Source organism: Methylobacterium sp. 174MFSha1.1 (genome assembly GCF_900116815.1).
Lineage (GTDB): Bacteria > Pseudomonadota > Alphaproteobacteria > Rhizobiales > Beijerinckiaceae > Methylobacterium.
The window spans coordinates 166,590-178,884 of the sequence record NZ_FPCB01000013.1 but is presented as its reverse complement, the minus strand read 5'-3'; the positions used below and the strand labels follow the sequence as shown (position 1 = coordinate 178,884).

Here is a 12,295-nt window from a genome sequence, read left to right as displayed (position 1 = left end):
GATCTACTTCGAGCTGAACACCTGCACCATGGCGGGCGTGAGGATCACCACGAACAGCACCGGCAGGAAGAACAGGATCATCGGCACGGTGAGCTTCGGCGGCAGGGCGGCGGCTTTCTTCTCGGCCTCGCTCATGCGCTGGTCGCGGCTCTCCTGGGCCAGCACCCGCAGGGCCTGGCCGATCGGGGTGCCGTAGCGCTCGGCCTGGATCAGCGCCGTGGTGACGTTCTTGACCGATTCGAGGCCGGTGCGGTTGGCGAGGTTCTCGTAGGCGACGCGCCGGTCGGTGAGGTAGGCCAGTTCGGCGGTGGTGAGCGCCATCTCCTCGGCCAGCGTCATGCACTGGTTGGCGATCTCGACGCCGACGCGCCGGAACGCCGCCTCGATCGCCATGCCGGATTCGACGCAGATCAGCAGGAGGTCGAGCGTGTCGGGCCAGTTGCGCTGGATCACCGCCCGGCGCTTGGAGGTCTGGTTGCGCAGGAAGACCTCCGGCGCCTTGATGCCGAGATAGACCGCCACCACCACCATGCCGAAGCGGATCAGCGCCGGCTGGTCCAGCACCTCCAGCACGAACAGGTAGAACACCGACAGGACGAAGAAGGCGATCGGCATCACCAGGCGGAAGAACAGGAAGGCGATCTCGGCCTGCGGGCCGCGATAGCCCGCCATCATCAGGCTGTTCTTGGCATTCTCGGTGCCGAGCCAGTCGTCGAGGCGCAGGCGCTCGACCACGCGCTTCATGTAGGCCTTGGGCTCCTGACGCAGGGACGCCTTCTGGTTCAGGCGCTCGCGCTCGCGCAGGCGGATGCGGTCGCGCTCCTTGCCCACCCCCTTGAGGCGGTGACGGAGCCGGTCGGGCTCCAGCAACGGCTGGATCAGGGTGATGACCGTGGCCGCCGCCGCCACGGCGGCGAGGGCCGCGCCGAGGAAATAGGGGTCGGTCAGCTGATACAGGAACTGCACGCGCCGCCTCCTGGAGCGTCGGGGATGTCTGAAGTGTCGGGAGCGCAGGTCCGGACCGGCACCGCGCTCAGATGTCGAAGCGGATCATCTTGCTCATCACGAACACGCCGATGAGCATCCACACGCCGGAACAGGCCAGCGCCACGTGGCCGATCGTGGTGGTCCAGAGCAGCGAGATGTAGTCGGGGCTGGTGATGTAGGCGAGGATGCCGACGACGAAGGGCAGCGAGGCGATGATCGCCGCCGAGGCCTTGGCCTCCATGCTCACCGCCTTGACCTTGTTGGCCATCTTGCGCCGGTCGCGCAGCACCCGAGAGAGGTTGCCCAAAGCCTCCGACAGGTTGCCGCCGGATTTCTGCTGGATGCCGATCACGATGGCGAAGAAGTTGGCCTCCGGCACCGGCATCCGCTCGTAGAGGCGCCCGACCGCGTCGCCCAGCGAGATGCCCAGCGCCTGGGCCTCGATCATCGCCCGGAACTCGCTCTTGACCGGCTCCCGGGCCTCGCGGGCGATGATGCGCAGGCAGTCGCCGACGGGGAGGCCGGAGCGGATGCCGCGCACGATCACGTCCATGGCGTTGGGCAGTTCGAGGATGAAGCGGGTCATCCGGCGCTGGCGCAGGTAGGAGAGCAGCCAGCGCGGCACGCCGAGGCCCGCCGCGAAGGCGAGGCCGGCCGCCATCAGCAGGTCGCCGCTCATCAGCAGACCGAAGACGCCGACGAAGAGGCCGCCGAGCGCACTGAACACGCAGAACTGGACCTTGGAGATCGACAGCCCGGCCTGGGTCAGCCGCAAGTCGAGGCTGACGCGGCTCTTCTTCTCCTTGTCCTCGATCTCCTTCAGGCTCTTGGCCACCTGGTCGCGCCGGCTCACCGCCTGGACGCGCTCGACAGCCTGGCGCTGGCCGACCAGGGATTGCTGGCGCTTGGCGGCCCGGGCCTCGCTCGGCAGGAGCGGCACCACCACGGCGGAGGCGAGCGCCGCCGCGCTCGCCGCGAGCAGGCCCGCCGCGATCACCGCCTCGACATCCATCACCCGCGCCCTCCCGCGCCCGCATGAACGAGGGCCACCGCGCCGCGGGACGTCATGCCGTCTCCTCCACGCGCAGCTCGGCGGCGTCGAGGGCGGCGGCGAGCGCCCGGTCCTCGCCGTAGTAGCGCGCCCGGTCCCAGAAGCGCGGCCGGCCGATGCCGGTCGAGCGGTGGCGGCCGATCAGCTTGCCGTTCTGGTCCTCGCCGACGACGTCGTAGACGAACAGGTCCTGGGTGATGATGACGTCGCCCTCCATCCCCATCACCTCGGTGATGTGGGTGATGCGCCGCGACCCGTCGCGCAGGCGGGCGGCCTGGACGACGACGTCGATCGATCCGGCGATCATCTCGCGCAGGGTCCTGGAGGGCAGGTTGTAGCCGCCCATCGAGATCATCGACTCGATGCGCCCCAGGCACTCGCGCGGCGAGTTGGCGTGCAGCGTGCCCATCGAGCCGTCATGGCCGGTATTCATCGCCTGGAGGAGGTCGAAGGCCTCCGGCCCGCGCACCTCGCCGACGATGATCCGCTCGGGCCGCATGCGCAGGCAGTTCTTGATCAGGTCGCGCATCGAGACCGCGCCCTGGCCCTCGAGGTTCGGCGGCCGCGTCTCGAGGCGTACGACGTGCGGCTGCTGCAATTGCAGCTCGGCCGCGTCCTCGCAGGTGATGATGCGCTCGTCGTCGTCGATGTAGCGGGTGAGGCAGTTCAGCAGCGTGGTCTTGCCCGAGCCGGTGCCGCCCGAGACCACGACGTTGCAGCGCACCCGCCCGATGATCTGCAGGATCTTGGCGCCCTCGGGCGAGATCGAGCCGAAGCGCACGAGCTGGTCGAGGGTGAGCTTGTCCTTCTTGAACTTGCGGATGGTGAGCGCCGGGCCGTCGATGGCGAGCGGCGGCGCGATCACGTTGACGCGCGAGCCGTCCGGCAGGCGGGCGTCGCAGATCGGCGAGGATTCGTCGACCCGGCGGCCGACCTGGCTGACGATCCGCTGGCAGATGTTCATCAATTGCTGGTTGTCGCGGAACCGCACCGACGTCATCTGGATCTTGCCGCCGACCTCGATGTAGGTCCGGTTGGCGCCGTTCACCATCACGTCGGCGATGTCGTCGCGGGCGAGCAGCGGCTCCAGCGGCCCATAGCCGAGCACGTCGTTGCAGATGTCGTCGAGCAGCTCCTCCTGCTCGGCGATCGACATCACGACGTTCTTGAGGCCGATGATCTCTATGACGATGTCGCGGATCTCCTCCCGCGCCGCGTCCGGCTCGAGCCGGGCGAGCTGGGTGAGGTCGATCGCCTCGATGAGCGCGCCGAAGATCATGCTCTTCGTGCGGTAATACTCGTCGGAGCGGCCGCTCTCCACGGGCACCGGGGCCTCGCGGGAGACCGCGAGGGAGACGTTCAGCGGGGCGGTCTCGGCCCGCCTGCCGTCCTGGAAGACCGGCGCGGCCGCCTCGGTGAGCACCGGGGCGGGGCCGGCGGGGCGCGGGGCCGGCGCCTTCTGCGCGGTCGCTCCGGGTCTCCTGCCGAACATGGATCAGCGACACCTTCTCGGAAACGGGCGACGGGACGGGGCGGGAGGGAAGGGGCTCACGACGCCTTGCGGCGGGCGAGCCGGGCCAGCAGCGGTTCCAGGATGTTCCCGCGGCCGCGGCGGATCTCGGCACGGCCGGTGAGGGAACCGGCGAGCTCGTTCAGGATCTCCGTGACCTTGGCGCCGGGCTGCACCTCGGCCAGCATCTGGCCGTTATTGGCCGCGGTGCCGAACAGGGCCGGCTCGAACGGGACCGTGGCGGCCACCGGCGCGTCGAGGGCCTTGGCGAATTCCGCCACGGCGATCTCGGGGCGCTTGGGCATCCCGACCCCGTTGAGGACGAGGCGCGGCATGCGGTCGTGGGGCCGCGACTGCCGCAGCACCTCGAACAGGTTGCGGGCGTTGCGCAGCGAGGTGAGGTCGGGGCCGGCCACCACCACGATCTCGTCGGCGCCGATCAGCATCCGCCGGCACCAGGCCGACCAGGCATGCGGCACGTCGAGCACGATGCAGGGCACGCTCGTCCGCAGCACGTCGATCACCCCGTCGAAGGCGCCCTCGACGAAGTCGGTCGGGCGGTCGAGGGTCGCGGGTGCGGCGAGCAGGCTCAGGTTGTCGGTGCATTTCGACAGGAGCCGGTCGACGAAGTTCGCGTCGACCCGGTCGGGCGCGAACACCGCCTCGGCCACCCCCTGCGGCGGGTCCTGGTTGAAGTTGAGGCCGGCGGTGCCGAAGGCGATGTCGAGGTCGGCGATCACCGTCGCGGTGGCGTAGTCGCGGGCCACCGACCAGGCGATGTTGTGGGCGAGCGTCGAGGCGCCGACGCCGCCCTTCGCGCCGACCACCGCGATGGTCCGCCCCAGGGGCTCGGCGGCGGGATCGCAGAACAGCTCGGAGATCGCCGCGATCACCGTCACGGGATCGACCGGTGCGATCAGGTACTCGCTCACGCCGCGGCGGATGAACTCGCGATAGAGCACCACGTCGTTGACGTGGCCGACCACCACCACCTTGGTGCCGGAGTCGCAGACCTCGGCCAGGCTATCGAGGGCGGCGAGCGGGCCGCCCCTGGACGCGCCGAGCTCCACCATCAGGACGTTCGGGGTCGGCGCGCCGCGATAGGCCTCGACGGCGGCGGGTGCGCCGCCCATCTGGACGCGCGTATGCGCCTTCTGCATCCGCCTGTCGCCGGCGGCCGCCTCGATCACGGCCGCGACCTCTCCGGTCTCGCAGAAGGCCTGCACGGTGATGCGGGGAACCGGGGTGATGACCCGGCCGGTGGGTTCGCCCGGCTCAGACATGGCGCGTCGCTCCCCTCGGGGCGGCTCCCGAGGCGGAAGGCCGTCCCTCGCCGGAGCGGACCCGGTCGGCGCCGGTGCGCCCCGTCGCGGCTGCGACTCTCGTCAGGCGCGTCGTCATCACAGTCCCACCTAATTCTTCACGCTCGCGCGACCATCCTGCTTCCAACTGGTTGATGGATCCTTTCCGGTGCGCAGGTCGGTCAGGTTCTGGGTCCGGATCACCGTGTCGATCCGGCCCTCCTGGCGGCCGCGCACGAGGTCGACCGGGTCGACGATCTGGCTCGCGACGTTCGCCTGGGTGGCGCAGCCGAAGTTCCAGTAGGATTCGTTGCGGGCGTTGAAGCCCGCATTCGTGACGCCGAGATCCTGCGGCCACAGCCCGCACGACCCCGCCACCTTGGCCTGCATGCGCTGGAAGCTGATGCGCAAGGGGGCACTCACCGCGACGTTGGCGACCGGATAGGGCGCGACGACGATCTCCCGCGCGCCGACGCCGAAGGTGATCGCCCGGGCGCGGACCCGCTCGAGGGTGCGCTCCACCGCGCCGCCGGGCACCTGCGAGCCGCGCGGCACCTCGAGGACCAGCACGCCGCGGCCGTAGCGGCGGTACTCGGTCAGGAACGCGTCGACGTCGTCGGCCTGGCGCGGGTCGATGTGCCCGGTGCCGGTCACGAACACGTCGAGGTTGCGGGGCGAATCCGACAGGACGATCGGGTGCCGCTCGGGAACCGTCGCCGGGTAGGTCGAGCCCGTGGTCAGCCGGCGGTCGGCGGCGCAGGCCGCGAGGCCGGCCGTGGCGGCGAGGAGCGTCAGGCGGAGGGCAATGCGGGTCATCGCGGGCATGGTCTCGACGAAGTCTTCAGGTCTCGGCGATGTCTCCCCGGCGGCCCGGGGGCGCGCTGCCGTCAGTCGGTGATGAAGCCGACCCGGCCGCGGTAGCCGGAGGCGAGGGGCGCGCCGCCGACCGTGCCGTAGAGGCGGTTCAGGCGCCCGAGCACGACCGCTTGGGCATCGGTCGACTCGGTGAAGCCGTCGTCGGGCTTCCTGACCTGGGCCTGATCCATCGGCTTGGCGATGTAGGGCGTGACCATGATCATCAGCTCCGTCTCCTGGCGCTGGTAGTCGCGGGAGCGGAACAGGGCGCCGAGGACCGGCAGGTTGAGCAGGCCCGGCAGGCCGCTGATCGCCTGGCGGTTGCGCTGCTGGATCAGGCCCGCGATCATCATCGTCCCGCCCGAGGGCAGCTCGATCGTCGTCTCCGACTTGCGCACCGTGAGGCCCGGCACCGAGATGGTGTTGTTGCCGTTGGAGACCGGCACCGCGTTCTGCGGATCGATCTCGGTGACGTTGGTGCCGACCCGGATCGAGATCCGGTTCTCGGACTGGACCACGGGGGTGAAGTTCAGCGCGACGCCGTAGGGCTTGTACTCGATGCCGACCGAGCAGTTCGAGGAGTTCGAGGCGAGCACCGCCGAGCAGCTCTGGCTGGTCGGGACCGGGATCTCGCCGCCGGCGGTGAAGTTCGCCGCCTCGCCGGAGATCGCCGTCAGGGTCGGCTCGGCCAGGATCCGCGACACCCCGGCCTGCTCGAAGGCGCGCAGGTTGGCCTGCAGCGAGAAGCCGCCGGAGGTGGCCTTGCCGCTGATCCCGTTGCCCGCCGGGAAGGAGCCGCCGGTGAGCGGGAACGGCACGCCGTTGACGAAGTTCATCGTGCTCCAGCTGGCGTTCAGGTTGACGCCGAACTGCTTGAGGACCTGGCGCGACACCTCGACCACGGTGACGCGCAGCATCACCTGGTCCTTGCCGCGGATCGTCAGGTTGTTGATCACCGCGCCGCGGGCCGGCGCGCCGCTTCCACCCCCCGCCCCGCCCGTGCCCACGAAGGCGTTGGCGATGTCGATGGCCTGCTGGGCCTCCGCCGCCGAGGCGACCGAGCCCGTGAGCAGCACCGAATCGCCCGCCGGCCGCACGTCGAAGCGCCCGTTCGGGAGGCTGGCGGCCAGGGTCTGGCGCAGCACGTTGAGGTCGCGCCCGACCGTGACGTCGAGGGCGGCGATCTGGCGCCCGTCGCCGTCCATCACGAAGATCGAGGTGGCGCCGTTCTCGATGCCGATGATGAACACCTTGCGGGTCGAGCGCACCACGGCGTTCGCCACCTTGGGGTTGGCGACGAACACCTCCTTGGCGTCCCGCGGCAGGTCGATCACCAGCGACCGGCCCATGGTGAGGTCGATGCGGCGCGACACGTCGGCCTCGTTGGGCCCGACATTCACCACCGGCGCCGGCGCGAGGCCGCCGCGCTGGACCGTCCCGCGCAGACCCAAGCCCTCGATCGCGGCGGCGGGCCCGGCCATCGGGATGGCGATCAAGGCCGAGCACAGGGCGGCGCGGAGGGCGGCGGCGGCCCGCTGGATCGCCGGGGGAGGCTCGGAGTGCGTCATGGAACGGGGGCTCGCGGGGCGGGAACCGCTCGGGCGGTCGAGGCGGGACGGGCGCGGGCTCATCGGCGGGGCATCTGCTTGGTGACGCCGTAGCGCACGATCGTGAGGCCGGATTCGGCCGGCTGCTCCGGCACGGCCTGGGCGACCTGCCCGGCATCGGCGAGGCTGCGCAGGGTGAGGGAGAGCTGGCCGACCTTCTGGGCCAGGGTCACGGCCTCGGCCTGGGCCGGGGTGAGCTCGAGCGTCGCGGTGTCGCCGGTGACCACCCGCTCGCCGTTGCGCTCCTGCACGGTCTGGCCGACCGCCAGGACCCGGATGTTGGTCAGGATGGTCTCGGCGGTCTGGGCGTCGCCGCCGCCGGCGCGGGCCGCGTCCTCGTCCCGGGCGATGCGCAGCACGTCGACCCGGTCGTTCGGCAGGATGAAGCCGCCGGCGGTGTTCGAGCCGCGGGCATCGATCGAGATCGCGACGGCGCGCATCCCCGCGGGCAGGATCGCCGACAGGAAGCCGCTGCCGTTGGCCTTGATCAGCTTCTCGCGCCGGATCGGCTCGCCGGACAGGAACGGGCTGCGCACGATCGACCCCACCGTGTCCTCGAGCGCCGTCGGCGCGCTGGCGCGCTGGAGCGTGCTGTCGCTCGCCGCGCCCTTCGGCCAGGGCTGCCAGCGCAGGTCCGCCGGCTTGAGCGACTGCCCCATCGGCAGCTCGGCGGCGGCGACCAGCACCTCCGTCATCTCGATGGCGGGGGCGGGCGCGGCGACCGGCTCGGTCGGCGGGGGCGGCGGCGGCTCGCGGCCGCTCATCACGATGAAGGCCCCTGCGCCGGTCACGGCGGCGACGCTGATGAGGAGCAAGCGCGAGGACTTCATGGGGCGCCAGAAGAGTGGAAACGGCAGGGCGGGAAGCCGCCCGTGACCGGACTCCACCACGGATTCCTCAAATTAAGGTTAATCGCCCTTAGGGTTAACGAAGCGGTACCGGCCGGGCGGGCGTCCGGATTACCCCTGGGTGGAAACGCGGCGCGCGACCGCAACCGGGAGCAGGGGCGCGGACGCGCGCGCGCGGCCGGGAGGCCTCAAGCCCATGCCCTGCCGCGGATCGGCCCGGCCGTCATGTCGACGGGCCGGCAATATCGACGAGACGGATGCGTTCAGCCCGCCAGCACCAGCCGCCACAGCGGCGCGGACGGGCAGGTGACGAGGGCGGAGGCTGCGAGGGCGACGCCGTAGGGAATGCCGACGCGCTGGTCATGCAGGCGCAGGGCGAAGGGCCAGGTCGCCGCGAAACCGGGGAGGGGGTAACCGCGCATCAGCACCAGCCCAAGGGCCATCAGGCCGCCGAATAGGGCGGTGACGACGAGGTAGTCGGGTACCGCCCCGATCCCGAGCCACAGGGTGGTCGCCGCCGCCAGCTTGACGTCGCCGGCTCCCATCGCACCCAGCAGGTAGATGACGAAGCCGACCGCGAGCACAAGCGTGCCGGCGCCGACATGGCTCGCGATTTCGAGCCAGCCGAGCCCGGAGGCCGGAGCCAGGACCGCGAAGGCGGCGATCAGGGCGAGGCCGATGCGGTTGGGAATCGTCATCGTCAGGATATCGCTGACCGCCGCGTAGGCCATCAGGAACGGGAACACGACGAGGAGGCAGAGGCTGACCATGCGGGCTCGCGGCACAGGCGGGGAGGCAGGCAGGCGAAGAGCGCGATGCCCGTCGGCCGGCTCGTCGGGAGCCGCCGTCCGCGGCCGCTCCGGCGCGCGCGCGGAGACCGGCCGGGCGGTTTTCGCGGATTGCGAGCCGTGCGGCGACGCGCGGACCGAGCCGCCAGGCGAAGGCCGGTTCGATGCCCCGCGCCGCGATAAGGAGCGCGCCGACCCGCCCGGTGCGGGTCGGCCCGGCGCGTCTTACTTCAGGTTGCCGGCGATGTTGTTGAACGTCGCGCCCAGGCCGTTGCCGAGGCCCCTCGCCGCGGCGATCACCGCGATGGCGATGAGGGTCGCGATCAGGCCGTACTCGATCGCGGTGGCGCCCGACTCGTCGCTGACGAAACGCTTCAGCTTGGTGATCATAACTGTGTTCCCGCCTGAGTGGTATCGGTTAGTCCGTCGACAATCGACTGGCGCCGATCGGGACTGACGACAAGCTAGGCCGCGGCCGTTGAGGTTGGGTTAAAACGGTCGTGGATCCCGGGCTGCCGATCCGAAATCACGGCCGTGGTTAACGACTGTGTGCCGGCGGCGCGTGCCGGCCCTCCCCAAGGGCAGGTCAGCCGAGCCGGCTTAGCGGTTTGTCAACCCATCCGACGCTTGATGGCCGGGAGCCCCGATCGCGTCCGAAAGACCTCTCCGCCGATGAGCCCGCGCCGATGAGCCCGCCCCGCCGCCCGAGCGTCCCGCGCGCCGCGCGCCTCGCCGCGGGCCTCCTGCTCCTCGCGCTGCCGGCCGCCGCGGCGCCGGCGAGCGACGGCGCCACGGTCACCGTCTCGGTCGACAACGCCAAGGTGATCCGCCTGCCCGAGCGCACCGCGACGGTGATCGTCGGCAACCCGATCATCGCCGACGTGTCGCTGCAGCGGAACGGCATCGTGGTGTTGACCGGCAAGAGCTTCGGCAGCACCAACCTGATCGCCCTGGACGCGGCCGGCACGATGCTGGCCGAATCGGCGATCAGCGTGCGGGCCGGCAACCCGTCGGTGATCACGGTGCAGCGCGGGCTCGAACGCGAATCCTATTCCTGCACGCCCGCCTGCCAGCCGGCGGTGCAGCTCGGCGACGCGCAGCGCTACTTCTCCGAGGTGAGCGGACAGGCCGGCCAGCGCAACTCGCTCGCGACGGCCGGCGGAACGGCCCCGACGCGCTGAGCGACGGCTTTGCGCATGACCGTCCAGGGTCCCGGGCCCGTCGCCGGCCCGCCCCGGCCCCCGCCCGCAGCGCCGGTCCGAACCTGAGCCGCGCCATGCTCCGTCGCCGCCCGCCCGCGCCGCGGACCGCCCCGGTGGGATTCCGGTCCCGGAGCATCGCGATCCGACGCAGGATCGCCGCGATCCGCTCGAGGATTGCCGGCTTCCCGTCCGCCCGCGAGGGGGCGACCGCGGTGGAGTTCGCGCTGATCGGGCTGCCGTTCTTCCTGCTCATCGCGGCGATCACCGAGACCGCCCTCGCGTTCTTCGCCGGCCAGGTCCTCGACAACGCCGTCTCGGGCGCGGCCCGCCAGCTCTATACCGGGCAGTTCCAGGCCGCCCGCGCGGCCGATCCGCCCCCGCCGCCCGACGCCACGACCCAGCAGGTCGCCCTGCGGAAGTTCAGGGACGCGATCTGCGCCAGCCGGGTCGCGATCTTCTCGTGCAGCACCCTCAAGGTCGACGTGCTGGCTCTGGCCGACGGCGCCAGCTTCACGCCGGCGAGCCCGGTCGACGCCCACGCGCGGTCCTGGCGGAGCGACTTCGGCACCAAGTACCAGAAGCCCGGGCCGAGCCAGATCGTGATCGTTCAGGCGGCGGCGGAGTTCCCGGTCTTCTTCGGCTTCCTCAACCCGCACACGCTGGCGAACGGCCGGCGGGTGCTCCAGAGCACCGTGGCCTTCCGCACCGAGCCGTTCCAGTGATCGCCCGTCGGGCCCCGGGCCGTCCGGGCGCCGTCCGGCCCGGGCTCGCGCGCTCGGGATGGAGGCGTCACGGGCTCGCGCCCTCGCAATCCGTGCGTGACGCGCTCGCGCGCTCGGAACCTGTGCGTGACGCGCTCGCGCGCTTCCGGTGCGGGCAGGACGGCGTCGCCGCGGTCGAATTCGCGCTGGTGCTGCCGCTCCTGCTGCTGCTCTATTTCGGCACGACGGATCTGGCCGGCTACATCAGCAATTACCGGAAGGTGACGCTGGCGGCCCGCACCATGGCCGATCTGGTGGCGCGGGAGGGCGGCGACATTCCGGCGAGCCAGTTCGCCCTCATCGTCAAGGCCGGGCGGGCGGTGCTGGCACCCTATGACGGGGCCGGCGCACGGATCGCCGCCAAGGCGGTCGGGGTCTACGATGCGGGCGGCCGGGCCAGGGTCTGCTCCTACGCGGTGGATGCCGGCAACGCCGCCGTGCCGGGACCCACCCGCCCGACCGACCTGCCGCCGGTGCCGGACGTCTTCAAGAGGGCGGGCGCGCGCTACGTCGTCGTCGAACTGTCGATGGCCTACCGGCCGGTCTTCGCCGCCAGCTTCGCCCGGCGGTTCAACCTCGGCACCCTGACCGAGACCGTGATCTGGCCGGTGCGCAACGGCAAGGTCTACAATGCCTCGGTCACGGCGAGCCCGGAGGTGGTGCTGCCGACCGTCGTCTCCAACAGCAACGGCGGGGCCTGCCCGAGCAGGTAGGGCGTGTTACGAACCGGCCTCACCCCCGCAGGATCATCCGGCCCGCCGCGACCTCGAACCCGCGCAGGCGGCGCAGGAACGACATGCCGAGCAGGCTGGTCTCGAGGCGCCCCCGCGGCAGCACCAGGGCCTCGACGTCCCGCACCGCGATCCCGCCGAGGCGCATCTCGCGCACCCGCACGCGCGCCGCCGGCACGGTGCCGTTGGCGGTGCCGACCTGCGCGGTGAAGTCGCGCTCGGCGACGGCGAGCCCGATCCGGTCCGCATCCTCGCGGGTGAAGACGCAGAGCGTGGCGCCGGTATCGACCAGCATGCGCAGGACCTGCCCCTCGACCTGCGGGTGGGCGCGGAAATGGCCGGACGGGTCCTGGGACAGGGTCACGCTCGCGTCGAAGCCCGACGCGAGCCGGGGCGCCTCGGCGGGAGCGCGGGTGTGCGCCGGAGCCTGGACCGGCGCTCGAGTCTGGCCTTGGGTTTGACTCTGCGTTTGGCCGTGGCCGATCCGGGCGAAGCGCTCGGTCATCGACCCGCCGGTGACGGCGGCGCCGGCAAGCACGCCGAGGGCCCAGAGGATCGGGCGCGTCACGAACAATCTCCGGGATCGGGGAAGACGGGCCCGAGGCTCGCGCCCCGGGGGTTAAGGATCCGTCGGACCGATGCCCGGAACCCGCG

13 protein-coding genes are annotated in these 12,295 nt (G+C 71.5%); 3 read left to right on the top strand and 10 right to left on the bottom strand.

What is annotated here, in order from left to right; genetic code table 11:
* Window positions 1-3: 3 nt before the first annotated feature.
* From BM430_RS12750 to BM430_RS12710, 9 genes are all read right to left on the bottom strand, one after another.
* Window positions 4-966: a type II secretion system F family protein gene (locus BM430_RS12750; protein ID WP_093567623.1), complete on the bottom strand. Its 963-nt coding sequence runs from the start codon at window positions 964-966 to the stop codon at window positions 4-6.
* Window positions 967-1,033: 67 nt separating this feature from the next.
* A complete protein-coding gene (locus BM430_RS12745) occupies window positions 1,034-1,999 on the bottom strand; it encodes a type II secretion system F family protein (protein ID WP_093567622.1) in 966 nt (321 codons plus the stop codon).
* A 52-nt stretch (window positions 2,000-2,051) separates the two neighbouring features.
* Window positions 2,052-3,530 (bottom strand): TadA family conjugal transfer-associated ATPase, encoded by a 1,479-nt coding sequence (locus BM430_RS12740; protein WP_093567621.1) that lies wholly within the window; start codon window positions 3,528-3,530, stop codon window positions 2,052-2,054.
* A 56-nt stretch (window positions 3,531-3,586) separates the two neighbouring features.
* On the bottom strand, window positions 3,587-4,831 hold the full coding sequence (locus tag BM430_RS12735; protein WP_093567620.1) for a CpaE/TadZ family protein: 1,245 nt from the start codon (window positions 4,829-4,831) through the stop codon (window positions 3,587-3,589).
* 129 nt (window positions 4,832-4,960) lie between these two features.
* Window positions 4,961-5,665 carry a CpaD family pilus assembly protein gene (locus tag BM430_RS12730; protein WP_244539467.1) on the bottom strand — a complete coding sequence of 235 codons (705 nt, stop codon included), beginning with the start codon at window positions 5,663-5,665 and terminating at the stop codon, window positions 4,961-4,963.
* A 71-nt stretch (window positions 5,666-5,736) separates the two neighbouring features.
* Window positions 5,737-7,185, bottom strand: a complete 1,449-nt coding sequence (locus BM430_RS12725; RefSeq protein ID WP_244539475.1) for a type II and III secretion system protein family protein — start codon at window positions 7,183-7,185, stop codon at window positions 5,737-5,739.
* A 146-nt stretch (window positions 7,186-7,331) separates the two neighbouring features.
* Window positions 7,332-8,141: a Flp pilus assembly protein CpaB gene (gene cpaB, locus BM430_RS12720; protein ID WP_093567665.1), complete on the bottom strand. Its 810-nt coding sequence runs from the start codon at window positions 8,139-8,141 to the stop codon at window positions 7,332-7,334.
* 281 nt (window positions 8,142-8,422) lie between these two features.
* Complete coding sequence (locus tag BM430_RS12715; protein WP_093567617.1) at window positions 8,423-8,929, bottom strand: A24 family peptidase; 507 nt, start codon at window positions 8,927-8,929, stop codon at window positions 8,423-8,425.
* 243 nt (window positions 8,930-9,172) lie between these two features.
* The gene (locus tag BM430_RS12710) at window positions 9,173-9,337 is read right to left on the bottom strand and encodes a Flp family type IVb pilin (RefSeq protein WP_093567616.1); all 165 of its coding nucleotides are present in this window, start codon (window positions 9,335-9,337) and stop codon (window positions 9,173-9,175) included.
* 296 nt (window positions 9,338-9,633) lie between these two features.
* On the opposite strand from BM430_RS12710, the gene BM430_RS12705 reads away from it, so the two are divergent.
* From BM430_RS12705 to BM430_RS12695, 3 genes are all read left to right on the top strand, one after another.
* Complete coding sequence (locus BM430_RS12705) at window positions 9,634-10,128, top strand: pilus assembly protein N-terminal domain-containing protein (RefSeq protein WP_093567615.1); 495 nt, start codon at window positions 9,634-9,636, stop codon at window positions 10,126-10,128.
* 95 nt (window positions 10,129-10,223) lie between these two features.
* Window positions 10,224-10,871, top strand: coding sequence for a TadE/TadG family type IV pilus assembly protein (locus BM430_RS12700; RefSeq protein WP_093567614.1), 648 nt, complete (start codon window positions 10,224-10,226; stop codon window positions 10,869-10,871).
* 122 nt (window positions 10,872-10,993) lie between these two features.
* On the top strand, window positions 10,994-11,623 hold the full coding sequence (locus BM430_RS12695) for a TadE/TadG family type IV pilus assembly protein (RefSeq protein ID WP_244539466.1): 630 nt from the start codon (window positions 10,994-10,996) through the stop codon (window positions 11,621-11,623).
* Between the two features lie 19 nt (window positions 11,624-11,642).
* On the opposite strand, the gene BM430_RS12690 is transcribed toward BM430_RS12695, so the two are convergent.
* The gene (locus BM430_RS12690) at window positions 11,643-12,209 is read right to left on the bottom strand and encodes a retropepsin-like aspartic protease family protein (RefSeq protein ID WP_093567664.1); all 567 of its coding nucleotides are present in this window, start codon (window positions 12,207-12,209) and stop codon (window positions 11,643-11,645) included.
* Between the last annotated feature and the right edge of the window lie 86 nt (window positions 12,210-12,295).